The sequence below is a fragment of the Citrobacter sp. Cm046 genome (genome assembly GCF_030333065.1).
In the GTDB taxonomy this organism is placed as follows: domain Bacteria; phylum Pseudomonadota; class Gammaproteobacteria; order Enterobacterales; family Enterobacteriaceae; genus Citrobacter; species Citrobacter murliniae.
The window spans coordinates 159206-185013 of sequence record NZ_JAOWGP010000044.1; the positions used below are offsets into that span (position 1 = coordinate 159206).

Here is a 25808-nt window from a genome sequence, read left to right on the forward strand (position 1 = left end):
CCTTATTGTTGGGTGCCAAAGAGGTGGTGGTGGATTTGAGAAGGGGCGACGCGGTACAGCGTTGCCAGCCGATCTGTGGCGAGTTGTTGTTCGGGAAGTCCTTGCGATACCAGCCCGTCTGGTTCGATGCGCACTACGCTGTCGGCTATTGCTCGCGCATGCAATGGGTGGTGAGTGGACATCAACAGGGCCATTCCGCTCTTCTTCAGTGTAACCAGCGTGTCGAGCAGGCGGATCTGATGACCAAAATCGAGGCTGGAGGCCGGTTCATCCAGCAACAGTAAACGTGGGTGCTGCGCCAGCGCGCGGGCAATCAGCACTAACTGGCGTTCACCGCCACTCAGCGTGTTCCAGCGTCTGTCTGACAGATGGGGGATCCCCAACAGCTCCAGTTGCTGATATGCAATTTCGCGCTCTTTTACGCCAGGGACTGCAAAGGCGGCCATCTGCGGGGTCAGTCCCATCATCACCATATCCAGAACGGTGAAGGCAAAAGCGCCGTCGTGGGCTTGCGGGACCCAGGCGATGGCACCCGCGCGCTCACGTTCGCTGAGAAGATTCACCGCTACGCCATCCAGTAAAATATCGCCGTGGAGTGGCCGGATAACGCCAAGGAGCGTGCGCATCAGCGTGGTTTTTCCGCTACCGTTTGCGCCAAGCAGACAGCAAATTGCCCCCTCGCAGACGTTGAACGAGACATTGCGCAACACCGGGTGTTGGGCAGAATATCCCAGCGAAGCGTTGCACACGGTTAGCAGCGTCATGGGCGGCCACCCCGCAGGAGCAGTAACAAAAAGAAGGGGGCACCAATAAAGGCCGTCAGGATCCCGAGTGGGATTTCCGTGCTGCTAAGCGTGCGCGCGAGGGTGTCGGTCAACAGCAGTAAAATGGCACCAATTCCCATTGAAACAGGCAGTAACTGCTGGTGATTGTTACCGGTGAGGAGTCTGCCAATATGCGGCACAACCAGCCCAATCCAGCCGATAATGCCCGCAATGGCGACGGTACTGGCGGTAATGAGCGTGGCGCAGACGATCAACCCCAGCCGCAGCCGAGAAACGTTAATTCCCAGTGAGCGTGCTTCATCATCCGAGAGCGTAAGCAGGTTCATGCGCCATCGCAGCAGCAAAAGCGGAATCGAACCTGCCACGATCAGCGGCGCTGAAAACCAAAGGTCATGTAGCGTAATGGTGGATAAACCGCCGAGTAGCCAGAAGGTAATCAAAGGGAGCTGGGTATATGGGTCAGCCAGCGTCTTGATAAGCGAAATTCCCGCGCCACATACTGTTCCCAGCGCAATCCCAACCAGTACCAGCGTTAATACCGGATCGTGGCGGGAAACACGGCAGGTAATGAGCCAGACGCCCGCGACTACCAGCAAACCTCCGACGAATGCGTAAAGCTGAATAAACAGTATCGGCAAACCCAGCAGGATGGCCGAGCAGGCACCTAAACCGGCACCAGCCGCGACGCCAAGAATATCCGGTGAGACCAGCGGATTACGGAACATTCCCTGATAGGTTGTGCCTGCTCCGGCCAGTGCCGCCCCCAGTAGCAGCGCGGCCACAATACGCGGCAGACGAATTTGCCAGAAGACGATTTTATCCTGCGCCGTCACACCCTCCTGGCTGACAATGAGCGCCATCACATGCTGAATATCCAGCCGATAGGCTCCGGAAAGCACAGCGACAACCACACAAAGCGCAATGGTCACAATCATCAGGAGACTGAGTGTCGTTGTTCTCATCAGACCGCCACCAGTTGTTGATACTGCGAGTCGCTTAAAGAGGTATGCCAGAACAGCTGTGAATAGCGCTGCATGTCATCCTGAAAGCTTGCATTTACCAGTGGGTCAAGCCAGGCGTGCAGGCGGCGTAAACCCAGTAAACGGTTGATGCCGGGAGGCGCATCGAGCCAACCAAACGGCAGACCGCTGAGAAAAAGAATACGTTTATCGGCGACGGCCTTTACCCCTTGCCAGACCGGATCTTCTCGCAGGTACTGTGCTGTAATCGCATCCTGCACCAGGATGATATCGGGCTGCCAGCTGAGCAGGTTTTCCATCGACACCTGCGCCAATCCGTGCCGTCCTGGGATTTGCGCTACATTGTGTAATCCCAGTAGCTCTGCGGCTTCGGTGTGCAGTGAGCCTTGTAACCCCGTTTCAAGTCCTCTGGCGCCGCGAGCGGCATAAAAACGCAGTTTGGCGGCTGGAGAGCGCGAAAAAATATCGGCTTCATCAATGAATTTCTGGGCAAGTGCTGCCTGTGCTGCTGTCCGCGTTTCCGTGCCCAGTGCTTTACCCGCGGCGTGCAGTTGTTGCGGAGTTTGTCGAAGTTCGCCGTTAATCAGCAGCCACGGTATCTGCGTTTGCGCGTAGACCTGCTTTGCCTGTGAAAGCCAGGTCTCGTCCGCATTACCGCAATCAACGACCAGATCGGGCTTCAGCGCCAGCAATGCTTCAAGAGACAATGTGCTGGCACGACCCGCCAGCCTGCCCAGTTTGGGTAATGTCCGGATGTTATCTGACAAAGGAATGGCAGCCTGGTGGGAGAGATCAAAGGATGAAAATCCCACCAGCTTTTCCGGTGCGACGGCTAACAGCAGTACATCAGCGGGAGCTCCGGCGCTCACCACGCGTTGAATAGCGTTAGTCCCGGGAGAGGAACCGATAGCAACGGTGAGCGGCGTACGGGCGCTGGCCGGAAAGTGGCGTAAAAGCAGCGCAGAGGCCACGAGCTGGGCAAACATCCGTCTTGTCAGTGGCATTATATTCATCCTGAACGGTGATAAATTCGCTATATATTTACATATATAGCGAATAAAAACATGTTCAGAATCAATTTCACACTGATGAAAATCCCGGGTAACCCGTAAGAGTTATGTGCAATGGGGACAGTGAAAAGAGAGGGAGACTGAAATAAAAAATCCGCGGCGACGCGCGGATTTTCGGGCAATACATGCACGTTATGGGGTTGTTTGAGTCTGCTTTTGGGTTTCGGTCTGTGTAACGCTGGCAGGCGTCGGGCGCGTTGATGGAACGTTGTCACAGGGTTTTTCTTTGGCACAAATCAGATCGAGCATTTTTAATGTCACGCCGTTGGTCCAGCCAAAGCCGTCCTGCAACGGATACTCGCCACCACCACCGCCGGTGCCAGTGGTGCTCACGTCATATTTTTCAACCAGCTTTTTCTCACGGTCGTAGGTGTGCTGAACGTTAGTGAGGAACCGCCAGGTCACGTCCATGGCGACGTTATCCTGACCATAGTTTTGTAGCCCGGAGGCGGCAACCCACTGCAGGGGAGCCCAGCCATTAGGGGCATCCCACTGCTGGCCACTTTTCACCGACGTGGTAGCCACACCGCCGGGTTGCAGCAGGTGCTTCTGGGTTGCAGTAGCGACTTTACTGGCTCGATCCTTTGCTGCCGCATTGACATACAGCGGGAACAGCGTGGCGGCAGTCAGCTGATTACGTACTTTCTTACTTTGCAGATCGTAGTCGGCGTACCAGCCTTCTTTATCATTCCATAACCAGGTTTCGATCCCTTTTTGCCGGGCGTTGGCGAAGCCTTCGTATTGCGCAGCCTTCGCGTCGTCGCCTGCGGCTTTACTGGCGAGGGCGATCATTTTTTCCATTTTATAAAGCAACGCATTGAGGTCTACCGGGACGATGCTGGTGGTGCGAATGGAGCTCAACTGGCTGGGATTATCCATCCAGCGTGAACTGAAATCCCAGCCCGAAGCCGCGGCAGATCGCAGGTCGCGATAAATTTCTGTGGCGGGGCGGTTCGGGTTGCTTTTGGCGGTCGCGATGTCCTCAACCCAGGACTCCGGTCTTGGTGTATCGCGGTCATCCCAGTAGCGGTTCAAAATGGTTCCGTCAGCCAGTTTGACGACACGCTTGTTCTGCTGGCCAGGCTGGAGAGTTTCGACGCCTTCCATCCAGTACGTGTACTCTTTGAGCATCTGCGGCAGATATTTTTTCAGAGCATCATCACCGTCATGTTGTGCCAGCAGTTCGACCATAAAGGCGAAGAACGGAGGCTGAGAACGACTTAGATAGTAGGTACGGTTACCGTTAGGTATGTGTCCCCATGTGTCGATTTCGTAAGCAAAGTTCGCCACCATGTCGGAAACCTTGTCCCAGTGATTGCTTTCAGCAAGCCCCAGCATGGTGAAATAGCTGTCCCAGTAATAAATTTCGCGAAAACGACCGCCGGGTACGACATAAGGTTCGGGCAGTGGTAGCAACGAATCCCATTTCTCGGCATCTGTTGTTGAACGCGTTAACACCGGCCACAGCCCATCGATATGCTCACGGAGTGACTGTCCTGCAGGCGGCACGTATTTTTCACCCTCTTTGGGCAGTGTAAAGTTTACATTCACAAAATGGCGTAAATCGAAACCGGATTGATTTTTCTGCATCCGGTAATCAGCGAGGATCATTAACGGATCGCTGTTGGGTACGGCGTCGGCAAAGGTCTTCTGATCGGGGAATAGTTTCGCTGTTTGCACATCATTAAACAGGGGGCCGAGCAGGATATCAGGAGGCTGAGGTGCGTCGGTTGGCTGTTCCGCGGCATTAACGGCAAACGAGCTAAAGGCGAAAAGGGTACTTGCGAGTGTCAGTTTTATTGCGACAGAGAGCATGCCAGGATGGCGAATTGCTGGCGTTATCATCGGTTAATCTCCTTAGCGGCGTGCCGAAGTAGCGGCATTTACCATGAGAAAACCTTAGTTCAGGATTGGCCGTTGCGCGTGATAGAGGCCCTATTTTGCGAACAAACAGACATTTCCTGATGTACTCAGGGGAAGCCGCACACCCCAGACGGTAAGGGTGTGCGGTGAGTATCAGTTCACAAAGACCAGTCTATTCGCCACGCAGTCAAGGGTCAGGGTGTTACCCGTTTGAATCGCGTCGAGTGCTTCGCCTTGCTGGCAAATACAGCAGATGCCCATTTCACGTGCAATAATCGCCGAATGAGAAGTCTCGCTCCCGTCTCGCAGGCAGATGCCTTTAACAGTCAGCGGATCGAGCTGCAACACGGTAGAGGGGTAAATGGCATCCGCGACCAGGATTGTTGGGCGAACAAATGTGGGGATTTGCGTATGTTCCCCAGTCAGATGCCTCAGCGAACGGGACAGCAAATCTTCAATATCAATATATCGTGCCTGTAGATACGGATCGTCGAGCTGGAGATACTGCTGGCGCAGATCGTTCAGAACGTTTTGCCAGGCATACCCGGCGCTACACTGTTTCTCACGCATCAGATCGCAGGCCATATCATACAGCTCAGGATCATCCAACAGAGTGTGGTGACCAGAAAAAATTGCGGCGATATCGGCGGAATATTTTTCTTCCGCGAGAGCTGTCAGAAAGCTCAGGTCGTCCAGTGTCTTGCGTATAGCTACCTGTAACTGCTGCTGTTCTTCCTGCATATTTGCTGCTGCATGACAGGGGATTTCCGGCGAGAACGGTGTGTAACAGAAGGCCATACCGGTTACCTGCGAGGGCGTTGAATGTGCCAATTTGTCAGCATGTGGTTTTTCTATGGTTTCGCCAAAATTCTCTGCTGCAAGCTGCTGGAATGCTGCCAGCGCATCGTCCGCCTGTTCACCTTTGGCAATGAGTCGCAGCGTATCGTTACAACGTACCTGAAGCAGGGCGATTTGGTTAAGGCTGTCAGGGACTACGCACTTACCGTTTTTCTCCAGCAACATGTCAGCGTTGAAAACAGACAGGGTGGAGACCAGCTTTGACGCCGGGCGGACGTGTATGCCGTTGGGATTCTTCACTACTACGGCAACCGAACGTGCATCCGCGTCGGCTGACAGTGCAGCCGGTGCGGTTTTATCCGGAGATGACGAAGGTAAACCCAGTTGCTCATATTTAGCGTCGAGGGCGTTCATGGCATCCTTGATGACCCGCTCGATATCGGCCCCCGCAGCAGCACTGACCGTCGCTGCCAGCGTGCCTTCAACCAGAGGGGCGGCGCATAAACGTACCTTTGCGGCAATCGCCGGATCGAGTAACTCCAGCGCCGTTTCCGCACTCAGTAATGCGCTACCAATATCCATCATTACCAGAACATGATCGGTATCCGCCACTGACTCAATGGCTTCCATTACCTTAATCGGATCGGTGCCGATGGGGTTCTCAGGATCGTCAATGCCCGCGGCAATCGCCAGTTTACAGCCGTCACCCATTAACATCTGCCGGGCTAACGCACCGACGCCTTCGCCCAACTGAGCGCTATGAGACACAATAACCAGGTTTACCATCGCTTTATCCTTACTCTCTGGATGCCTGAGCCAGCATCTGCACCATAAACATAACGGACGTTGCCCCAGGGTCCTGATGCCCAATGCTGCGCTCACCCAGATAGCTGGCGCGGCCTTTGCGTGCCTGCATCGTAATAGTGCTTTGCGCCGCCGCTTCCGCTTGCTGGCTTGCTGCTTCCAGCGCTGCCTGTACCGTTAGCTTCTGTTCACAGGACTGGCGCAACGACTCAACCACCGGCACCCAAACATCGCACATCGTTTTGTCACCAGGCTCTGCTTTACCCCGGCTGATCACACCTTCAGCGCCATCGCGTATCATTTGATAAAGTTCCTCAAGCGTCAGACTCTGGTGTGCCTGAGTCACCTGCGCCGCGCGGATGAAAAAGGTGCCGAACAGCGGGCCACTGGCACCTCCGACGCTTGAAAGCAGCACCATTCCGGTGTTTTTCAAAATAAAGCCGATGTCTTTGTCCGCAATTGACGGTAATTTTTCGACCACTTTACTGAAGCCACGGTGCATATTCAGGCCGTGGTCTGCATCACCAATCTCCCGATCAAGTCCGGTCAGGAAATCACTTTCTGTGGTGAATATTTCACCGCAACGATAGAGCCAGTTAACAATTTGTGTTCTGTTGAGGGACATCATGAATCTCCTTATTTACCCCAGTTAAGAGCAGGGGTGTGAACCGGTGCATCCCATAAGTTCAGCGTGTCGTCATCCACTTTTAACAGGGTGATTGAGAAGCCGGTCATATCCAGAGAGGTGCAGTAAGAACCGATCAGGTTGCGTTCGATAATGATGCCTGCATCCTGACAGCGGCTTTCAAGACGGTTATACACGCCAAAAAGTTCGGACAACGGCGTTGCACCAAGGTTATTGACCAGCGCAATGACGCGATCGCCATCCTGTAGCGGTTGCTTGGTTTCTTTGCCTTCCTGCCAGGCACCCTGGACGTTATCCCAGTGACGTAATGAGCGGCTGTAGCTACCGTTTTCCAGCAGGGTATCGAACATTTCATCCACGGTCTGGTCAAGGGAAGAGAAGGGGCGACGGTCAATCCCGGGTTCCCCATGAATACCGACGCCGAACTCCATCTCATTGTCCTGTAGGGTGAAAGAGGGTTGTCCGGCGGCAGGAACGGTACACGCGCTGATAGCGATACCAATGGAATGACCCAGATTATTCAGTTTGCGACCCAGCGCCGCGCAGGCTTCCAGTGAATCTCCACGTTCAGCGGCAGCACCAACCAGTTTTTCGATCAGTACCGTATTGGCGACACCACGGCGACCCGCGGTATACAGGCTATCTTTTACCGCAACATCATCATCCACCACCATCGTGGTGACTTTTACGCCGCTTTCATGCAACAGCTCGGTAGCGGTTTCGAAGTTAAGAATGTCACCGGTGTAATTTTTGATGATGAGCAGGACGCCTTCGCCACCGTCAATTTGCATTGCGCATTCGAACATTTTGTCAGGCGTTGGTGAGGTGAAGATCTCACCCGGACAGGCACCGGAAAGCATGCCCTGACCAATATAACCACAATGCATCGGCTCGTGTCCGCTGCCGCCACCAGAGAGCAGCGCCACTTTACCCATCACCGGCGCGTCTGCGCGAGTAACGTACACAGGGTCCTGATGCAGTGACAGTGAAGGGTAGGCTTTTGCCAGTCCCGCGAGTTGTTCATTCAGTACGTCTTCAACACGGTTAATCAATTTTTTCATTTTTTATGCTCCGCAGACAGTCCTGAGATGGCTGCATAAATCGGGCAGACATCTGATGTAGGGTATCGGTTGTGTACAACGCACGGCGACCGCTCGCTGCCGATAAGGTTATTGTGCACGAGGGTAGTCAAAAGAAAATTGAAGGCATGTATGTTTCAATACGGAACATTCATGGCTTGCAATGTTCCGTATTGGAACGTATTGGTGCATAAATCAGCAGAAATGAGAGGTTAGGCAGCGTTTATCGCAGAAAGTGAACGTGATGGGTATTGTAGAGATAAAACCACCTGCTGAGCAGGTGGTCTTTTAGGATTGGCCTGGCATTAGCCCGGGTAAATACCACGATCTTTACGGGCCAACAGAATTCGCTCACACGCCACAATGTAGGCAGCGGTACGCAGGGAGCAGGATTTCTCAGCCGCTTTCTCCCAGACGTGCACCATCGCATCGGTCATGATTTTATCCATACGTGCGTTGATCTCTTCCTCACTCCAGAAGAAACTTGCCATGTCCTGAACCCATTCGAAATAGCTGACGGTTACGCCGCCCGCGTTACAAACAACGTCAGGTACGACGACAATACCGCGGCTTGCCAGAACGTCATCGGCATCCGGATAAGTTGGGCCGTTTGCGCCTTCGAGCACCAGCTTACAGGTCAGCGTCTCCGCGCGGTGGCGGGTAATCTGACCTTCGAGTGCTGCTGGGATCAGAATATCCATCTCCAGGCTCCAGAAGGTTTCGCTGGCAATCGTTTCTGCACCCGGGAAACCGGCAATCTGTTTGTGCTCCAGTTGCCAGGCGGTGAGGGCGGTCATATCGATCCCGGTGGCGTTAAACAGCGTAGCGGTATGGTCCTGAATCGCCACGACGCGAGCGCCCGCGGCTGCGAACAGACGGGCGGCTTCACTGCCGACGTTACCAAAACCTTGCACTGCCACGCGAGCGCCTTCAACCATGATGTTTGCACGGCGTGCCACTTCCAGACCACTAACAAAAACGCCGCGGCCGGTTGCTTTATCACGACCCAGAGAGCCACCGAGGTGGATAGGTTTACCGGTGACCACGCTGGTCACTGTGGTGCCGTGGTTCATGGAATAGGTATCCATCATCCAGGCCATGACTTTGCCGTTAGTACCAACATCCGGCGCAGGAATATCTTTCTGCGGCCCGATGATAATGCCGATTTCGCTGGTATAGCGACGGGTCAAACGCTCCAGTTCGCCTTCGGACAGGCTAAACGGATCGACGCGAACGCCGCCTTTTGCGCCGCCGTAGGGCAGGTTCAGCGCTGCGCATTTGATGGTCATCCACGCAGAAAGGGCCATCACTTCATTAAGATCAACATCAGGATGATAACGCACACCACCTTTACCTGGACCTCGTGAGAGGTTGTGCTGCACGCGGTATCCTTCGAAATGGCGGATGGTACCGTCATCCATCTGTACCGGGATATCGACAATCAAAGCGCGTTTTGGGTGACGCAGGGTATCCACCCAATGGGAAAGTTCGCCCAGGTAAGGGGCCACACGCTCGATTTGTTGCAGGTAGGTATTCCAGGCAGATGTGCTGCTATCTGAAGCGTAAGATAACTTATCCATGATAAACCTTAGTTATAAAAGTAATATGTTCTTAATTTAGCCGTGGTATACAGTGAATCTCACCATATAAACTTAAATTTAACATTTTTTCAAAGAATCGGCTCATCCAGAAACGAAATTTCCGCCAAAAATTCGGTGCTGACGCAAAGTCTTAGTGAATAATTATTTATATTAAAGGCGTAATTTGCGCTTTTATAGATAATTGATGCACATAATCTGCATGATGCCTAAGGCGTGCTATTTGTCAGATTTATGACGCACCTCTAAAAGTAAATAATATGATAATGATTTGTGCTTTCTTTTGTTGTTTTTTGGTGACAGTTCAGCGCGTCAGTAGGTGACAGAGATGGTGACGGTGTCGGCATAGTTGTCAGGGGTATAGTTCGCGCTGGGAACAGTGGCGTAAACCGGATAAGCGGTGGTTGAACCCGTGCCGGTTCCTGCCACGTTATTGAGGGATGTATTGCCCCACACTGTACCGGATGGCCCCGGTGTCGAGCTAAGCAGATAGGGTACCTTATCGTTGTTCGCACCCGTACCGGCCATAATGCCACTGCCTGTTGTATTGCCGTTGGAGGGCGTTAACCCAATGGTATAAGGGGTACTCGTGGAGCATGCCACGCCGAGGGAGCCTGTCGCGGTGGCATTACGCTGGCTCGCCTTAACCGGATCAAAGGCAATGTTGTTGGCATAGCTGATATTGCATTGTTTCGTGACTACGGCCGATACGTTGAAAGGCAACCTGGCGGCAACGGTATCGCCGCAGGTGGTAGGCGGGAAAAGTAGTCCTGGATTGAGGGTGACCAGGGCGGTTGCTGACGTATAGCTATCCTGATAGTTGCCGGGGACTGCGGCGGTTTGTGGGGTGGCAATCTTCGCGAATACCGTTAACGTGCCTGTTACCGGCGTCAGGTTCAGCAGATTAAGCTGCACCATCGGGAAGGTGGTTCCCGACTGATACTGGCTCCCCCAGATTTTGCTGTATCCGGTGTCCTGGTAGAGTTGATAGTTTAGCGTTCTGGCCGGTGTACCGCTTAATGACATAGTGCGCGGGGTAACCTGCCCGCTGACGTTTGACGCGCCAATATTAAAGCAGAGATTGATCCCTGCAAGCACGTCGCCAAGTTCCTTTGCGCAGCTATAGGCAAACGTCATTATTGATGTCGCGCCATTCGTCGACAACGGGTTTACGGAGCCAAAATTGACTGGCTGAACATTGCTTACCGAACAGGTAACTGCATAGCTTATTCCGGGAAATCCGGGTAAAACGACCATGAGTAGCCAATGTCTTAACCTCAAGAAAATTCTCCTGTTCTTTTTACCGGCATACCAGTGGTCCTATCTGCACAATGCCTTTTGCTGAAGGAGGGTAGTCAAACTGCACGTTGCAACTGCCGGTTTCAGTATCGACGCGCAGACGATTATGTTGTTCCAGCGTGTCGAACCAGGTCATACCGTCAAATCCGACGACAGACGACTGACCCGAACCGGTGGTAGCGTTCGCCATGCTGCCCTCAGGAATCGCCTTACCCTGAACATCCACCAGGATGACTTGTGCGGCGCGAACGGGAGTTATGCCAAAACTGACAAGTGTTCCGGAACGATCCGCTGGTGTTGCGTTAGCCTCAACGCGTGAGATCCGCATATTGGCGGGAAGATCCATCGGGTCGATACTGATCTGATTACTTTGGTAGCTGTTCAACGATGTAACTAACAACAAACCCTGATCATCGCTGTGCCCGACAAGATTATTTTGCAGTTTGACAGGGACGTCAGGAACGCCGTCTGTTGATACCACAGCAAAACCATTATTGATTTCACGGGCAGCAAACAGGCCGCCGCCCATCGTGACCAGAGAACCGGTCACCCCCGCATATCCATAGTGGTTGTCCGGTAAACGACTAAAGCCGGTATATGCTTTCCCATAACGTCCCAGGTATCCCACCTCACCCTGGCCGCTTTGGCGGGATGCCTGTTGGTTGGCGGCAATATTCCATCCCCATCCACCGTCGGCAGGCGGTGTCTGACTGGCATTTAGCTGATAGCCGGTTTCATTATTGGTGTGTTGTATGGTGCTACTGGCACTCAGGTTATTGCCGGTGGTGACTGTCACCATCAGATAGATGCTGCGATCGCGGTCATCATCAATGTTCTGATTGAAGCCTGCATTGAGGGAGACATTATCGGTGACAGATTTGTACCAACTGGCGTTGGCGTAACGCACTGCCGTTTCGTGCGGATAGCGAAACTGCAGGTAGCTGAGGCTGACATTCCCGGCAGACGCCATTGAATAACCAATAACCGTGTTGCTGGTCAGCGTCGGCGGCGGCTCGCCATAATGGGTGGCAACGTCCCGATAATCGCCGGAGGTAGCGGTGGTAGTGGTGCTGAAATTAAATTTATCCGCAGACCAGCGATAACCCACGCTGTACAAAAAACCATTTTTCCCTGAGTCGGCGCTGGCTGCCAGAGCGGTGGACAGCGTTCCGCTGCGGCTACCGGGGATCCAGTCATTACTGAAACCCGCATTAATAAGCCCATCACTTGTTTCTGCATGGACGCCAGCGGTGAACGTATTGCTGATCCCCCGACGCCAGGTACCGCTGAGTACAGGGACGCTGGCATAATCAAATGAGGAGTAACCGTAATTCTCCCGGACTGCGCCCAGCTCAGCTGACCAGGATGTTAGCCCTGCCCGCAGGAGTTGTTGATCGTTATAAAAAGAGAAGTTTTGTACCGTTGTTCTGCCCAGCGCGTCTGTCATCATCACCTGGCCGGTACCCGCGCCACTGATGTTTGGCATGGTGTTTATCTGAAAACTCCCGGCCGGAACTTCTCCGTTGTAGTACCTGACTCCGTTGACGTACAGCTCAACGTTCGAGGGGACGGTTGCGGAGCCGAGGTAGGCGGGGAGTGGGGTGGTTGGCATATAGGGTTGCAGACCAAAATCGGTCCCAATCTGAATACCGCCGATGTGGGTAGGTCGGGACCAGGCGAGTGAGCTTGTCAGGGTATCGCCAACGGTGATCGCCAGCATGTCCTGCGGAAACGAGGAACGCCAGCTGGTATCCAGCCGGTTAAAAGTGTTATTCGCATTTGCAACAGTAGAATATTGCGTAAGCTGGGTTGTACTTAATACCCCTAAGCTGTTGAAAGCGCGCAGTTCGCTAAAGGTGTTAAAACCGCTTTCATCCCCCTGTTGCGCATAGACATCATAATTGAGTAACGCCCCACGCGATGATGATGCCATCGGTGCGTTCTCTGCAGGGGGGTTAAGCTGAGTGGTGGCAAGATCAAGTACGCTCAATGGTGCTGTAAGCGCCAGGGTTTGCTGCTGAACGTTGTAGTCAATATTTAACTGGTCGATGTCGTTCAGGTTAACAGGCCCGGAGGTTTCCTGTGGTATGCGAAAACCTAGCTGGCGCAAGGTCTGTGCGCCAGCGTAGAGTTTTCCATTATCATAGCCAAGGTGAACCAGCCCAACGGGGTTACCATTTAACGTTACATCAAGATATAAATCGGCACCCACAAGTGGAGTTGCGTCACTAATAACGCCATTTTTTGTCTGGTTATTATTAAGCGCTTGTGCGGAAACCATGGCAGATATTAATGCTCCGTTGAGTAAGCAAAATTTCAGCAGAAAGCATGACCAGTCAGAGATCTTGTACTGTTTTTTGGCCATTTACTGTTACTTCAACTTTACCGCCATTATGGGTATCACTGGCGGACGGGGATAATATCCACCGCATAGTTGAGCCTGGAAGAACATAACCTAGCAGTCCCGACGTAATGACTTTTTTGGTACCGTTATGATTAATAAAAGTTGCAGCAGATAATTGTGCATGTCCGTTTCCCTGATTACTGACTTCAAGGAATTTTTTGCCATCCAGTAGTTGTAACTTCCATTGAAGTTTTGCTTCGGTTTCAGCCTGTGTGGCTGGCTGAATAAAAACGGGCACGGAATAATGCAGGACAAATTGCAGCTTATTTTTTTGTAATTTTGTGGGCGGTAATTCATCGATGGATAACCGGTAAGCATCTTCTGCCTGGGTTGATGGCGGAGCGGTGCGAATAACGCGAATCAACTGACGTTCACCCGGTGCTAATGCCAGCATCGGTGGACTTATAACAAGTCCCTGGGAGGGGGATAACCTGTCGCCGTAAGCGCTCTGACTCCAGCGAAAAACCCGGACCTGGGCATTGAGCACGCTATCACCCGCGTTGCTTAACCAGATCCCATCGGCGTTTTGCGTTGCCTGCAGCGTTAACGTAACAGGTGCTATCTGAAGTCCGCTTGCCGTGGCGGTGTTTATGCTCATAGCTAACCCTAGCAGGCACGTGCAGGCGCACTGCTGAACAGGCAGTTTAAATATCATTTGTCTTCCTGAGGTTAATAGTTAACGTTAACCGTTACGGTGTCGGCATAGTCGTCAGGAGTGAAGTTGGCGCTTGGTGCTGTGGCATAAACGGTGAAGTTTTGCCCCTGTCCGGTTCCGATTGAGGCAACACCATTTCCCACAGACGTTGTGGTTGCAGTATTCCCCCAGACCGGTCCAGTTGCTGATGTTTGATTCAACTGATAAGGCACTTTATCTGAGTTCGTCGCTGCGTTAGCAACAGAGGACATAGCACCTGCACCTGTTGTATTACCGCCATTGCCTGCTGAAGGTGACAGACCAATAAAATAAGGGGTAGTTTTGGAGCAGTTAATGGAAATTGTGTTACTGGCGCTGGTATTTGTCGCAGTGGTATTAACTGGCCCAAGAGTAATATTTGAAGATGAACCGGTAGTGACGGTACAGGCTTTTTGAATAGTCATAAGCACTTGAAATGTGCCATTCGCGGTCGCGGCATTTGCTGCTGAAGGAATGGAAAAGGCGGTGCAAAAAAGAATTAAGCGTGCGCTTATGACTGGAGCCATATTCTTTACCTTTTTCAAATAACCACATTTTTTGCTTTAAAAAAGCAATAATGTGATACAGGAAGCCATGATTAAACCCTAGGATAAGTATTAGTCTTGTGCCAGTTCAGCTAATGAATTTTACTTAGGAAAAAGGTGATGAGGTCGACAAAAAAATAATACCAATGCGTGAGTATATTGAAGCTCTTTATATACTACCGTGGACCTCAGACAAGGCATTGTCTGAGGTGTTTATATTCACGGATTCCCTGGTTTTTATCTATAAATTAAGCCGTTGCAACAAATGATACGAAGCAATTAAGTACGCGGCTGACTTCCCGGTTTTTCAACCAGATCATCACAGTGTTTACATTACCAATCTCTGGCGTAATGCTGTGCCAACGTATTGGGAAATTGCCTTCATACTGCCTGACGATGCTCTCCGGCAAAAGTGCAATTCCCATCCCAGCGCTAACGCAGCCGAGAATAGCCTGAAATGAGCCAAACTCCAGAGGGTCAGCATAATCTACATTCTGCAGTCGCAGCCATTGCCCTAATCTGGCGCGATAATTACACCCCTTCACAAAGACCAGTGGTCTTGTCACCTTAAGGTCAGATCCTGTAGTAACGTCCTGGTGCTCTGCTGCGGTCACCAGTACAAGCGTTTCCTGACATAAAACCTGCGATTGCAGCCTCGAATTCTCAGCATGTAAGCCATGGTGGTCAGCAACGAAAGCAATATCCAGCTCGCTATTGAGGATCTGTTGTACCAGCACTTCTGTTGAAGACGTCTTTAAATTCAGCTCAACGGAAGGCATTTCCCGGTGAAAATTTGCCAGTAAGGATGGGAGACGTACGGCTGCTGTGGTTTCCATTGCGCCTATGCGTAAAGGACCTGCCGCTTTTGTCCCCTGCATGGACAGCTCCGCTTCATCTAAAAGTGCCAGAATTTTGTTGGCATATCGCAGAAGAAGCTCACCCTCAGGTGTGATATGGAGACGGTTTTTCTCACGTATAAACAACGAGACATCAAGGCTTGACTCCAGCTGCTTAAGACGGGTTGTAACATTGGAGGAAACGCAGTGGAGATTGCGGGCTGCTGCTGATATCGAGCCTGTTTCTGCGACGGTTTTAAACAAGTTAAGGGAGGTACTGTTCATAGGGACTGTCACTCAAAGTGAACGCATTTGTCATTTATATTAACTTTTTATTATCATTTTATCACGTAAGATAACAATTAAGTTTGGTTAGCATATTGAGTCCAAAAAATGGATCTTGAGCACAGCGTTGCTGGTCATCGTCAAGTGAGTACAGCTGTATTCGGCATGATCGTACTAACATTAGGAATGGGAATAGGGCGTTTTTTATATACACCTATGCTTCCGGTCATGCTGCATGAGGGTATTTTCACATTTTCGCAGTTGTCACTGATTGCCAGCGCAAACTATGCGGGATACCTGGTCGGAAGCCTTCTTTTCTCGTTCGGTATATTTAACGGGGCGAATCATCTCAGGGGAATGTTACTGGCAGCTGCGCTCGCCACCGGAATACTTATTTATTTCATGGCCATTGTGACGTCGCCTGAGATCGTTTTATGCATCAGATTTATGGCTGGAGTGGCGAGTGCGGGCATGATGATATTTGGATCAATGCTTATCCTGCAGCATACCCACAATCCCTTTGTCATCGCCTCCTTGTTTGCCGGTGTCGGAGCAGGCATTTTTATTGGTAACGAATATGTTATTGCCGGTGTTGCTTACGCGGCAAACTCAAAATTTTTATGGTCAGGTGCTGCGTTTATATCTGCAATGTTATTCGTAGTATTGATTATTTTGCTACCAAAAAATAAAAATATTATCGCACCCGAAAAAATGATCGCTACGTCAGTGCCTGATATTCAATGGTGGAATTTGGCACTATTGTATGGACTGGCCGGTTTTGGTTACATCATTGTGGCTACATATTTACCGTTAATGGCGCAAGGGATGGGAAATGACTTTCTGGCAAATCATATATGGTCGATTGTTGGTCTTGCGGTTATCCCCGGGTGTTACGGTTGGTTATGGGCTGCCCGTCAGTGGAATATCTTGCCTTGCCTGACTGTTAACTTAATTATGCAGGCGAGTTGTGTCGTATTGGCATCATTCATAAATTCTCCCTGGCTATTGACCTTAAGTTGTATTGGCTTTGGTGCAACATTTATGGGAACAAGTTCCCTGGTCATGCCACTGGCGAAAAAGATTAAAGCACCAGGTAAGATAAACATGCTGGGGCTGGTGACGCTTACCTACGGCATCGGGCAAGTCGCCGGACCGTTAATGGTGAGTGCGCTTCAGGCCAGCAAAAATGGGATGACGCTATCGATTCTTTTGGGCGCAGGTTCATTATTTGCCGCAGCAGGAATTAGCTATTTCCAGCACGAAAAAGTTAAATACTTAGATAGTTTTAGTAAAAAATGAAACAGAGTGTTTGCTAATAAATAGCATTGCCATGTTGGTGTTCGCTATTAAATAATGTAGCCGAAATTGGTTATAGTTACTTATATAATTCACAGGAGTTAACATGCCTTACGTAAATATAAAGATCACGAAAGAAGGTGCTACAGATAAACAAAAGAAAATGTTGATGGAAGGGGTTACCCAATTGTTGGTCGATGTGCTCAATAAAAATCCAAGTACAACTATTGTCGTTATTGATGAGGTTGACACAGATAACTGGGGTATTGGCGGCGTGCCCGTGACAGAACTCCGTAAAATCAGTAAGTAACATGTTGGCTGGTAGTGAGGAGCGCAAACTCTTCACTTCTGATGTTACACATGACTTAACAATGGATATTTTGCAATTACCAATAAAATAAACCGGAGGTTGCGTATCACTCCCTCCGGTTAAAATCTATTTCTGACGAGATTCAAGCCATACCAGGGCCAGCGTAGACAACGAGCACATCAGCACAATGCTGACGAACCAAAATAAATACCACATGATACTGACCTCCTAGTAAAGTTCATGATGGCGGCGGAGAGTTTCTGAATTAATTCGCCCCAACATCTTGTAATAACTCCACAAGGTGTAGAGCAGGACGATCGGCAGAAAAATCAACACAATAATCAGCATAATACTGAGCGTCATTTGACTGGAGGTGCTATCCCACACCGTCAGACTGGAAAGTGGGTGCGTGCTTGATGGCATCACAAACGGAAACAGAGTTATTCCGGCAGTGAAGATCACACAGGCCTGGGTCAGTGAAGAAAACAGGAATCCCCAGACAATCCGACGGTGGGTGCAGGCATAGAGTGTGAGCATCGGAAAAAGCATGCCAAGCAGCGGAATAATCAGCAGAAGCGGCGTATGCATGAAGTTATTCATCCAGGCACCAGGTAATATCGTCACGGCCTTTAGCAGCGGGTTGGAAGGGCCATTAGCATTTTGGCTGAGCAGTACAAAGCCATTAATACCCGCCCATAGCCAGTATCCGGCTAACAGGAAACAGAGCACTACCAGCATTGCGCTGCGGCTGGTGGCAGGCAGCGCCCGTTGGCGAATAATGCCATCGGTCTTCAGCTGCAACCACACGCTCCCTTGCAGGATCACCAGCATCAGACTTAATGCGCCGCACAGCAGAGCAAAGGGCGAGAGTAACTGCCAGAAGGAGCCAAAGTATTCCACATGAAGCTGCGACGTAAAGGCAAATGGAACCCCGAGGAACAGATTGCCAAACGCAACGCCGAAGATAACAGGGGCACCAGACTCCCTATAACCAATCCGGTGTCCCACAAGGCGCGCCAGCGACTATTAACAATCTTACCGCGATAGTCAAAGGCCAACGGACGAAAGAAGAGAGCACACAGCACCAGAATCATCGCTACGTAAAACCCCGAAAACGCGGCGGCATAGACACGTGGCCAGGCGGCGAATAATGCACCGCCTGCCAGAATGAGCCACACCTGGTTACCTTCCCAGTGCGCACCGACGCTATTGATCAACACCCGACGTTCGTCATCGTTACGTGCGATCAGTGGTAACAGGCATCCCACTCCCATATCAAATCCGTCAGTGACCATAAATGCTACCAGAATGATGCCTATCAGCAGCCACCAAATGAGCCGTAACGTTTCATAATCCAACATGATTGTCTCCTTTATCCCTGTTGTTGCATCGGTTGTTGATTCTGCATCGCACTCGGCCCAAGACGTGCGTACTTCTGCATCAGATAGACTTCAGCAATTAAAAACAGGGTGTAAAGCGTAAGGATCAGTCCCATAGAGAAGGCCAGTTGACCTGCGGTCAGGGCTGAATGAGCGTACCAGGTCGGTAGAATGTCCTGAATCGCCCACGGTTGTCGGCCAAACTCGGTCATAAACCAGCCTGCTTCAATGGCGATCCACGGTAACGGCAGGCTCCAGAGCGTCATACGCAGCACCCAGCGATGTTGGTCGATGCGCATGCGTAAGGTCTGTATCAGTGCAATCGCCATTACCAGCAGCAGAGCGGAGCCGCATCCCACCATGATGCGAAAACTCCAGAATACAGGTGCTACCTGCGGTATTGCGCCGCGTTGCGCTGCCTGATATTGATCTGGTGTGACATTGTTCATGTTGGGGGCATAATTCGCCAGCAGGATGCCATAACCCAAATCATTTTCTACTCGGTGGAAAGCGCTGAGCACCTGAGGTGTGCGGTCCCCATTGGCAATTTTCTGCATCAGCAGCCACGCAACCCGGCCACGTTGCAATCGGGGTAACGTCTCCGCCATCAGATTCTTCAACCCTGGAACCGGCGTATCTAACGAGTGGGTAGCCAGAATGCCAAGCAGTGCCGGTATCTTCACGGCAAAGGCATTACGCTCTTGTTCCTGTTGTGGCCAGGCGATCACATGAAATGGGGCAGGCGCAGGTTCGGTTTGCCACTCGCCTTCCATTGCTGCCAGTTTTACCGGCTGGAGCCGGGCAACCTCATAGGCAGAGCTGTCACCCAGTTGCAGAGCGCCGAGGATAGCCAGTGTGCCGAATACTGAGCTAACCGCGAAGGAGCGAAGGGCAAACTCGCGATTGCGACCACGCAACAGATACCAGGCGCTGATAGACATAACAAACATAGCGCCAGTTACATAACCGGACATCACGGTATGCACAAATTTCACCTGGCTGACGGGGTTGAAGACTAGATCGCTAAAGCTGCTCATCTCCATGCGGAGTGTATCTATATTGAAGTGCGCGCCTGTCGGGTATTGCATCCAGCCGTTGGCATTGAGGATCCACAGCGCCGAGATATTGGAGCCAAACGCGACCAGCCAGGTCACCAGCAGGTGCTGATATTTGGTTAAGCGATGCCAGCCGAAAAAGAACAATCCCACGAAAGTGGATTCAAGAAAGAAGGCCAGCAGGGCCTCCATCGCCAGCGGGGCACCGAAAATATCGCCCACATAGTTGGAATAGAGTGACCAGTTAGTGCCGAACTGAAACTCCATGGTCAGGCCGGTCGCCACTCCCAAAGCAAAGTTAATGCCGAATAACTTACCCCAGAAACGCGTCATATCGCGGTAGATTGTTTTGCCCGTCACCACGTAGAGGGTTTCCATGATGGCCAGTAAAAAGATCAACCCCAGTGTCAGGGGGACAAACAGGAAATGATAAAGCGCGGTCAGAGCAAATTGCCAGCGCGATAAGTCAATGACATCCCACATGCGAACTCCTGTAGGCAATAATCAGATGAATGGAAATAATGGGAAAGACAAACTGCGTCAGACCAGCAACAGAAAATGCAACTGGCCCAGGTAACGGACCTTAAAAATGTGGAGGTCCTTCCAGCCAGCCGCAGACTTCGTTCAGGCGCTGGAGTGAGTCGAGCAGATCTTCCGGCGCGGCCTGCACCAGTTCAGGCAACGGACAGATTTCGTAACTATCGAGCAGGGTCCCCTTGAGAGTATCCAGACAGCGGACATGCCAGACATGGCGTAATGCCGTGGCATCGATTTGGCTTTCACCGTAACCAACAGTGCGGATCTGGATGTGGCCCTGGCCGCATAAGCGTGTGAGGAACAGACGGTCAGCGTCGCTAATCGGGAGTTGGGTGAGATTGATACTGTGGGGTTGCGTTGCCGGGTTGCGAACGTGTGCCAGTAATTCCTGGGCCAGCGTCAGGCCGTTCATCAACCCGTCGACTGGCGGTGGCAGCAGGGTATCGTCCGGCAATGTATTCAGTGTTGCCGCCTGCCACAGCACCAGAGGGGCGCTACCCGCTTCCAGTCGCTCTTCCCATTGCTGATTGCTGGACTGGCGACGTATCCGCCAGATACCACAGAAAATTGACTCCTGGATCTCGCTCTCGCTGCCGTCTGCATGCTGAATACGTGCTGAAACTTCTCCTTCACCCAGCAATGTATTGAGAAACGTGAGATCGTCTGCATTTAGTGCGGATAAATCCCACCCGAGGACTTCCTCTTTGGCAGGGATGCGCCGGGTGAGTTGTTTGCGCAGTTCGGCTAACAATGCCATCACCGTCGGGCTATGCTGGCAGCTTTCCAGCGCCGCCATGCTGGGGGCGCTGTTTACCTGGCAGGTGAGAGGCAATGGATTCATAGTAAAACTGTCATCGTCTGGTTGTGTCCCCGGCCCCAGCAGATGGAAAAAGGAATCGCTCATTTTTCTGACTCCGCTGGAACGTGTTCTTCAACCAGTGGGCGCATCAGGGAAAGCAGATCGGCCCATGGGTGGATGCCGCTGAGGATGCCGCGTAGTTCCCTGCGGGTAAACACCAGGGTGGCAGGGAAACGAAATACGCCGAAACGATCGCCAATTGCTTCACTTTGTTCCAGGTCAGCCATGGCTATGTGCCAGTCAAACAGGGGAAACTCACGGAGTAATTCGGCCATCATCACCGGGTTATCGCTGACTTCCGGTGTGCGGCGGGGATCGCTACTGAGCAGTACGACGCCATCACTAACACGTTCTATCCAGGTGTCCAGTTCAGACGCGTTCAGCGGCTGCCAGCCACGGGCCAGCATCCGTTGCCATAGCGCAGAAAACGGGTTGTCATTCAACACTTCTCTTGTTCCTCCAGCGTCATCCGGTACTGGCGGATGCGTATACCTTCATAGTTTTCCATCGACAGGCATTCATAGTTAAGGCAACGCGCTTCTTCGTTTGCTTCTGGCACAATGCCCCATGCAGCCAGTTGCCTAAGTGAGGCTTGCTCCGCAGCCAGTAGCTGAGCGCGCGCGATGTCGGTCAGACTCCCACCATATTCGTCCAGTTGTGCCGGTTGCAGCCCGACCAAAGCAATGTGCGAGGGCAGATGACCGCGAATATCAGCCAGGGCAAGCACCTCGGAAAAGCTGTTCTGGTGCAGGCTCATCTTTTTTGCGCTGAGGTAACTGGGAACTTTTTGACCGGCGTAGGTTTGCAGGGTGCCTGGTGCGAGTCCGTAGTCGATGGCGTCAAGCAGCAACAAATGGCTGGCACTCTCAACGTAACCCAGAAGGTTCAATCCCTGAGTGCCACCGTCAACGATCTCCACGTATTCCGGCCAGTGGTAATGGGCGTACAGGCGTTCAGCGACACGAATGCCAAATCCTTCGTCTGCCCACAACAAGTTGCCCAGGCCCATCACAATGACGTTTGGCTCACTCATGACGCCTCCTTGTCGTGCTGACGTCGGGGAAATTTGTGGCTACGGTAGCCGTTGATCATGGTTGAGATGACGGTATCGTCAGACATGATGTCCTCGCGGATTGCCATATACACATGTCCGGTGATGAAGGCAGCAATGAGCCACATTCCTAACCGGTGCCAGCTGTGAATGTCGATAGAGTTACCACCAGCCCAGTAGAAAAATGCCGTCACATAGTTGAAGGGGGTAAAGATGGCGTACTGGCTATGCTCGCTGTATAGGGCAAAACCGGTGAGGATCATAAAAACCGATAACAGGAAGTAACCGAACATCGCTGCCTGTGCGACAGGGTTATGTCCGATATCATCCCCCGGTTTTTTTTCCAGAAACAGATACCAGCGCACCACCGAAAATGCCCCCAGCCACCAACTGCGGCGCCAGACCGGTACCACAAACAGTTCTCGTGAATAACGGTTACCAACGAAGGCCCAGTAGATGCGCCCCAGCAGTATCACCGTGAACAGCATCGCGGCAGCGAAATGCACCAGCCGGATGTCTCCCATATAGAACAGATAGGTGGCCTCACCACTGACGGACGGTAAAGGGCGGCCAATAAAGTATCCCGTCACCATCAAAACCAACATGCAGCCCACCGTAAGCCAGTGCCACAAGCGCACAGGTGCTTCGAACACATAGTGGCTGACGGCGGTGTCACGCGCCTCCCCGACGCTTTGGGTGTCGTTCCAGTCATCGTTCCTTTCCTTAACGCTTAGCGTACCTGGACTGAGATGAGTTCGCTGCCGTCGTCGCCGAGTACGTGGGTTGAACAAGCCAGACAGGGATCGAAACTGTGCAAAGTTCGCAGGATCTCCAGTGGTTGATCCGGGATTGCCATCCGGGTTCCCATCAATGCCGCTTCGTAGGCACCAATTTGTCCTTTGGGGTCGCGCGGACTGGCATTCCAGGTTGTCGGAACCACACACTGATACAGATCGATCTTATGATCGCGAATCGACGCCCAGTGCCCTAATGCACCGCGAGGCGCTTCGGTAAAACCGATACCGCGACAGTGTTGCGGCCAGCTTGCAGGTTCCCACTTATCGGTATTGGCAGTAGCCAGATTGCCGTTTTTCAGGTTGGTCATCAGTTTGTCGAAGAAGTATTGCAGTTTACTCACGGCCCACTGTGCTTCATGTGCGCGACACAGGATGCGACCCAGCGTTGACTGAATACCCGATAATGGCAGGTTGAGCGCGGACATCATTCGATCTACTGATTCAATCGTGGCGGCATCTCCTTTGTGGTAGGCAATCAGCGTGCGCGCTAACGGTCCAACTTCCATGGCGTGGCCACGCCAGCGAGGCGCTTTGATCCAGGAATAGCGTTCTTGCTCGTTGAGTTGCTGGATATGAATATCACTGCCTTTGACGTCGCCCGGGTTATACCAGGGCTCTGTGATACCTTCGAACGGATGGCGGCCTTGTTGATCGTCAGGGTAACGATACCAGGCGTGATCTACGAATTCCTGAATCTGTTGCTGATCGGCCAGATCTACTGGCATCACGTTTTTAAAATCGCCATTAATGACAGCGCCACCAGGCATCAGCAGACTCTTCTGGCTGAAGTCGTTAGCGATGTCCGGGAAAGCGCCGTAGCTCAATACGCATTTATCAGACAGTCCGGTACCAATTTGACTCCACGCCTTATTGAACTGGCCGATGGCCAGTGCGTCAGGGACCATCACATTGTTGATGAAGTCGGCCGTGCGGGTGATGATCGACTGAACCAGGTTGAGACGTTCCATATCGACAGCGCCTACCGCGCCGCTCTGATCGATGTTGATAGCGCACGGCATGCCGCCGACAATCCAGTTAGGATGGGGATTCTTACCGCCAAACACGGTATGGATTTTGATAATCTCTCGTTGAAAATCGAGGGCTTCCAGATAGTGGGCAAAACCCATCAGGTTGGCCTCCGGCGACAGTTTGTACTGAGGGTGTCCCCAATAACCGTTACGGAAGATCCCCAACTGACCACCTTCGACAAATTTCTTCAGACGGTTTTGTACGTCAAAGAAGTAGCCGGGTGATGACATCGGCCACGAAGAGAGACTCTGTGCCAGTTGTGATGTTGCGCGCGGATCGGCTTTCAGGGCGTTCAGGACGTCAATCCAGTCCATTCCGGCTAACTGATAAAAGTGCACCAGGTGGTCATGGCACCACAGTGTGGCCAGCATGATGTTACGAATGATGTTGGCGTTATCGGGCACTTTGATGCCAATGGCATCTTCAATGGCATAGACCGATGCAAGCGCATGTACGCCGGTACATACTCCGCAAATACGTTCGACAAACGCCCAGGCGTCACGCGGGTCTCGTCCCTGAAGAATAATCTCCAGGCCCCGAAACATGGTGCCGCAGGAAACTGCATTAGTAATGATGTTTTGCTCATCAATGTTTACCTCGCATCGCATGTGTCCTTCGATACGGGTAATTGGGTCTACAACCAGACGACGACCGGCATTATTTACTGTATATCCCTGGGTTTGATACTGGTTACTCATGCCTGTTTGTCCTCTTTGTCTGACTGCTGTTGTCCGGCTTCTGCTAATTGCTGTTTATGTCGGTTGTGTTGATTCACGGCGCTGGCGACAGCATGCACGCCCACACTTGCGGCTACGACACCGAGGGCGGTGAGACCCACGGTATCGGCGGTAGAGTGAGTACCCATCTGTGGAATATCGACCACACGGCTATAGAACGAACCGCGATCCCAGAAACCGTTCTCTGAACATCCCAGACAACCGTGACCAGACTGGATCGGGAAGGAGACACCACCATTCCAGCGGGTGGTAGAACAGGCGTTATAGGTGGTTGGCCCTTTACAGCCCATTTTGTACAGGCAGTATCCTTTACGGGCGGCGTCATCATCCCAACTCTCGACGAACTCACCGGCATCAAAATGCGCGCGGCGGTAACATTTGTCGTGAATGCGCTGGCCATAAAACATGAGTGGGCGTCCCAGACGATCCAGGTCAGGCAGACGATCAAAGGTCACCATATAAGTAATGATGGCGCTCATGACATCCGGGATGGGGGGGCAACCGGGGACCTTGACGATCGGTTTGTCGGTGATCACTTTATCGATAGGTGTCGCCTGGGTTGGATTAGGCCGGGCCGCCTGAACGCAGCCCCAGGAAGCGCAGGTTCCCCAGGCGATAATCGCGCTGGCTCCCGCCGCGGCTCTCTTTAATTTCTCGATAAATGGGCGTCCGCCGCTGATGCAGAACATGCCTTGCTCACCCAGAGGAGGGTTACCTTCTACTGCCAATATATATCTGCCGTGGTAGCGGTTGAGGATGTCATCAAATACCTCTTCGGCCTGCGTACCGGCGGCGGCCATCAGGGTGTCGTCATAATCGAGGGAAATCAGTGAGAGGATGACATCTTTGGCGAGAGGGTGAGAGGAGCGGATAAACGATTCGGTGCAGCAGGTACATTCCAGGCCATGGATCCAGACAACCGGAATTCTGGGTTTATTCTCCAGTGCCCAGGCTATTTTCGGCGTCATTCCGGCACCGAGACCCAGCGATGTGGCTGCAAGGCTACAATATTTGAGAAAACTGCGTCGGCTTACTCCCTTACGACGCATGGCTTGATAAAAAGTCTCCTCGTTATTCATATTCATAACGCGCG

23 protein-coding genes and 1 pseudogene are annotated in these 25808 nt (G+C 52.0%); 2 read left to right on the forward strand and 22 right to left on the reverse strand.

Going from position 1 to position 25808, the window contains the following annotated elements; translation table 11 throughout:
• Nucleotides 1-2: 2 nt before the first annotated feature.
• The 13 genes from OGX98_RS18705 to OGX98_RS18765 form a co-directional block, all read right to left on the reverse strand.
• A complete protein-coding gene (locus tag OGX98_RS18705; RefSeq protein ID WP_048221331.1) occupies nucleotides 3-764 on the reverse strand; it encodes an ABC transporter ATP-binding protein in 762 nt (253 codons plus the stop codon).
• Nucleotides 761-1720, reverse strand: a complete 960-nt coding sequence (locus OGX98_RS18710; protein ID WP_502873569.1) for a FecCD family ABC transporter permease — start codon at nucleotides 1718-1720, stop codon at nucleotides 761-763. Before OGX98_RS18710 ends, OGX98_RS18705 begins: the two co-directional genes overlap by 4 nt.
• Before the next feature lie 26 nt (nucleotides 1721-1746).
• Nucleotides 1747-2769: an iron ABC transporter substrate-binding protein gene (locus tag OGX98_RS18715; RefSeq protein ID WP_286595735.1), complete on the reverse strand. Its 1023-nt coding sequence runs from the start codon at nucleotides 2767-2769 to the stop codon at nucleotides 1747-1749.
• Nucleotides 2770-2967: 198 nt separating this feature from the next.
• Entirely contained in the window at nucleotides 2968-4680 is a 1713-nt protein-coding gene (locus OGX98_RS18720; protein ID WP_200011050.1) for an alpha,alpha-trehalase, read from the reverse strand.
• A 171-nt stretch (nucleotides 4681-4851) separates the two neighbouring features.
• The gene (gene dhaM / locus OGX98_RS18725) at nucleotides 4852-6282 is read right to left on the reverse strand and encodes a dihydroxyacetone kinase phosphoryl donor subunit DhaM (protein ID WP_286595736.1); all 1431 of its coding nucleotides are present in this window, start codon (nucleotides 6280-6282) and stop codon (nucleotides 4852-4854) included.
• Between the two features lie 10 nt (nucleotides 6283-6292).
• Nucleotides 6293-6925, reverse strand: a complete 633-nt coding sequence (gene dhaL, locus OGX98_RS18730) for a dihydroxyacetone kinase subunit DhaL (RefSeq protein WP_048221336.1) — start codon at nucleotides 6923-6925, stop codon at nucleotides 6293-6295.
• Nucleotides 6926-6936: 11 nt separating this feature from the next.
• Complete coding sequence (gene dhaK, locus OGX98_RS18735) at nucleotides 6937-8007, reverse strand: dihydroxyacetone kinase subunit DhaK (protein WP_045443820.1); 1071 nt, start codon at nucleotides 8005-8007, stop codon at nucleotides 6937-6939.
• Between the two features lie 323 nt (nucleotides 8008-8330).
• On the reverse strand, nucleotides 8331-9605 hold the full coding sequence (locus OGX98_RS18740; RefSeq protein WP_045443817.1) for a Glu/Leu/Phe/Val family dehydrogenase: 1275 nt from the start codon (nucleotides 9603-9605) through the stop codon (nucleotides 8331-8333).
• 330 nt (nucleotides 9606-9935) lie between these two features.
• The gene (locus OGX98_RS18745; RefSeq protein ID WP_284096694.1) at nucleotides 9936-10904 is read right to left on the reverse strand and encodes a Csu type fimbrial protein; all 969 of its coding nucleotides are present in this window, start codon (nucleotides 10902-10904) and stop codon (nucleotides 9936-9938) included.
• Nucleotides 10905-10923: 19 nt separating this feature from the next.
• Entirely contained in the window at nucleotides 10924-13203 is a 2280-nt protein-coding gene (locus OGX98_RS18750) for a fimbria/pilus outer membrane usher protein (protein ID WP_286595881.1), read from the reverse strand.
• Nucleotides 13204-13258: 55 nt separating this feature from the next.
• The gene (locus OGX98_RS18755) at nucleotides 13259-13981 is read right to left on the reverse strand and encodes a fimbrial biogenesis chaperone (RefSeq protein WP_045443811.1); all 723 of its coding nucleotides are present in this window, start codon (nucleotides 13979-13981) and stop codon (nucleotides 13259-13261) included.
• 14 nt (nucleotides 13982-13995) lie between these two features.
• Complete coding sequence (locus OGX98_RS18760; RefSeq protein ID WP_045443808.1) at nucleotides 13996-14526, reverse strand: Csu type fimbrial protein; 531 nt, start codon at nucleotides 14524-14526, stop codon at nucleotides 13996-13998.
• 266 nt (nucleotides 14527-14792) lie between these two features.
• A complete protein-coding gene (locus tag OGX98_RS18765) occupies nucleotides 14793-15665 on the reverse strand; it encodes a LysR substrate-binding domain-containing protein (protein WP_045443805.1) in 873 nt (290 codons plus the stop codon).
• A 108-nt stretch (nucleotides 15666-15773) separates the two neighbouring features.
• Between OGX98_RS18765 and OGX98_RS18770 the strand changes: the two genes are divergently transcribed.
• The gene (locus OGX98_RS18770) at nucleotides 15774-16964 is read left to right on the forward strand and encodes an MFS transporter (protein ID WP_225760997.1); all 1191 of its coding nucleotides are present in this window, start codon (nucleotides 15774-15776) and stop codon (nucleotides 16962-16964) included.
• Nucleotides 16965-17067: 103 nt separating this feature from the next.
• On the forward strand, nucleotides 17068-17271 hold the full coding sequence (locus OGX98_RS18775; protein ID WP_045443799.1) for a 2-hydroxymuconate tautomerase family protein: 204 nt from the start codon (nucleotides 17068-17070) through the stop codon (nucleotides 17269-17271).
• A gap of 126 nt (nucleotides 17272-17397) precedes the next feature.
• On the opposite strand, the gene cbdX is transcribed toward OGX98_RS18775, so the two are convergent.
• The 9 genes and pseudogenes from cbdX to hyaA all read right to left on the reverse strand — a co-directional run bounded on the left by cbdX (nucleotide 17398) and on the right by hyaA (nucleotide 25794).
• Nucleotides 17398-17487, reverse strand: coding sequence for a cytochrome bd-II oxidase subunit CbdX (cbdX, locus tag OGX98_RS18780; RefSeq protein WP_286595737.1), 90 nt, complete (start codon nucleotides 17485-17487; stop codon nucleotides 17398-17400).
• 12 nt (nucleotides 17488-17499) lie between these two features.
• Nucleotides 17500-18632, reverse strand: a pseudogene (appB, locus tag OGX98_RS18785) (cytochrome d ubiquinol oxidase subunit II).
• A gap of 11 nt (nucleotides 18633-18643) precedes the next feature.
• A complete protein-coding gene (gene appC / locus OGX98_RS18790) occupies nucleotides 18644-20188 on the reverse strand; it encodes a cytochrome bd-II oxidase subunit 1 (RefSeq protein ID WP_286595738.1) in 1545 nt (514 codons plus the stop codon).
• 100 nt (nucleotides 20189-20288) lie between these two features.
• Nucleotides 20289-21146 (reverse strand): hydrogenase expression/formation protein, encoded by an 858-nt coding sequence (locus OGX98_RS18795; RefSeq protein WP_286595739.1) that lies wholly within the window; start codon nucleotides 21144-21146, stop codon nucleotides 20289-20291.
• Nucleotides 21143-21547 carry a hydrogenase-1 operon protein HyaE gene (hyaE, locus tag OGX98_RS18800; protein ID WP_286595740.1) on the reverse strand — a complete coding sequence of 135 codons (405 nt, stop codon included), beginning with the start codon at nucleotides 21545-21547 and terminating at the stop codon, nucleotides 21143-21145. Before hyaE ends, OGX98_RS18795 begins: the two co-directional genes overlap by 4 nt.
• Complete coding sequence (gene hyaD / locus OGX98_RS18805; protein ID WP_286595741.1) at nucleotides 21541-22134, reverse strand: hydrogenase 1 maturation protease; 594 nt, start codon at nucleotides 22132-22134, stop codon at nucleotides 21541-21543. The genes hyaE and hyaD overlap by 7 nt, the downstream gene beginning before the upstream one ends.
• Nucleotides 22131-22805 carry a Ni/Fe-hydrogenase b-type cytochrome subunit gene (gene hyaC / locus OGX98_RS18810; protein WP_286595743.1) on the reverse strand — a complete coding sequence of 225 codons (675 nt, stop codon included), beginning with the start codon at nucleotides 22803-22805 and terminating at the stop codon, nucleotides 22131-22133. Before hyaC ends, hyaD begins: the two co-directional genes overlap by 4 nt.
• A 77-nt stretch (nucleotides 22806-22882) precedes the next feature.
• Entirely contained in the window at nucleotides 22883-24676 is a 1794-nt protein-coding gene (hyaB, locus tag OGX98_RS18815) for a Ni/Fe-hydrogenase large subunit (protein ID WP_286595744.1), read from the reverse strand.
• Nucleotides 24673-25794, reverse strand: coding sequence for a hydrogenase 1 small subunit (hyaA, locus tag OGX98_RS18820; protein ID WP_045449661.1), 1122 nt, complete (start codon nucleotides 25792-25794; stop codon nucleotides 24673-24675). Before hyaA ends, hyaB begins: the two co-directional genes overlap by 4 nt.
• Nucleotides 25795-25808: the final 14 nt, after the last annotated feature.

What these genes read in the sequence shown, in the direction of transcription:
- OGX98_RS18705 (WP_048221331.1), bottom strand. Translation starts at nt 764, where the DNA reads ATGACGCTGCTAACCGTGTGCAACGCTTCGCTGGGATATTCTGCCCAA.
- OGX98_RS18710 (WP_502873569.1), bottom strand. Translation starts at nt 1,720, where the DNA reads ATGATTGTGACCATTGCGCTTTGTGTGGTTGTCGCTGTGCTTTCCGGA.
- OGX98_RS18715 (WP_286595735.1), bottom strand. Translation starts at nt 2,769, where the DNA reads ATGCCACTGACAAGACGGATGTTTGCCCAGCTCGTGGCCTCTGCGCTG.
- OGX98_RS18720 (WP_200011050.1), bottom strand. Translation starts at nt 4,680, where the DNA reads ATGATAACGCCAGCAATTCGCCATCCTGGCATGCTCTCTGTCGCAATA.
- dhaM (WP_286595736.1), bottom strand. Translation starts at nt 6,282, where the DNA reads ATGGTAAACCTGGTTATTGTGTCTCATAGCGCTCAGTTGGGCGAAGGC.
- dhaL (WP_048221336.1), bottom strand. Translation starts at nt 6,925, where the DNA reads ATGTCCCTCAACAGAACACAAATTGTTAACTGGCTCTATCGTTGCGGT.
- dhaK (WP_045443820.1), bottom strand. Translation starts at nt 8,007, where the DNA reads ATGAAAAAATTGATTAACCGTGTTGAAGACGTACTGAATGAACAACTC.
- OGX98_RS18740 (WP_045443817.1), bottom strand. Translation starts at nt 9,605, where the DNA reads ATGGATAAGTTATCTTACGCTTCAGATAGCAGCACATCTGCCTGGAAT.
- OGX98_RS18750 (WP_286595881.1), bottom strand. Translation starts at nt 13,203, where the DNA reads ATGGTTTCCGCACAAGCGCTTAATAATAACCAGACAAAAAATGGCGTT.
- OGX98_RS18755 (WP_045443811.1), bottom strand. Translation starts at nt 13,981, where the DNA reads ATGATATTTAAACTGCCTGTTCAGCAGTGCGCCTGCACGTGCCTGCTA.
- OGX98_RS18760 (WP_045443808.1), bottom strand. Translation starts at nt 14,526, where the DNA reads ATGGCTCCAGTCATAAGCGCACGCTTAATTCTTTTTTGCACCGCCTTT.
- OGX98_RS18765 (WP_045443805.1), bottom strand. Translation starts at nt 15,665, where the DNA reads ATGAACAGTACCTCCCTTAACTTGTTTAAAACCGTCGCAGAAACAGGC.
- OGX98_RS18770 (WP_225760997.1), top strand. Translation starts at nt 15,774, where the DNA reads ATGGATCTTGAGCACAGCGTTGCTGGTCATCGTCAAGTGAGTACAGCT.
- OGX98_RS18775 (WP_045443799.1), top strand. Translation starts at nt 17,068, where the DNA reads ATGCCTTACGTAAATATAAAGATCACGAAAGAAGGTGCTACAGATAAA.
- cbdX (WP_286595737.1), bottom strand. Translation starts at nt 17,487, where the DNA reads ATGTGGTATTTATTTTGGTTCGTCAGCATTGTGCTGATGTGCTCGTTG.
- appC (WP_286595738.1), bottom strand. Translation starts at nt 20,188, where the DNA reads ATGTGGGATGTCATTGACTTATCGCGCTGGCAATTTGCTCTGACCGCG.
- OGX98_RS18795 (WP_286595739.1), bottom strand. Translation starts at nt 21,146, where the DNA reads ATGAGCGATTCCTTTTTCCATCTGCTGGGGCCGGGGACACAACCAGAC.
- hyaD (WP_286595741.1), bottom strand. Translation starts at nt 22,134, where the DNA reads ATGAGTGAGCCAAACGTCATTGTGATGGGCCTGGGCAACTTGTTGTGG.
- hyaB (WP_286595744.1), bottom strand. Translation starts at nt 24,676, where the DNA reads ATGAGTAACCAGTATCAAACCCAGGGATATACAGTAAATAATGCCGGT.
- hyaA (WP_045449661.1), bottom strand. Translation starts at nt 25,794, where the DNA reads ATGAATAACGAGGAGACTTTTTATCAAGCCATGCGTCGTAAGGGAGTA.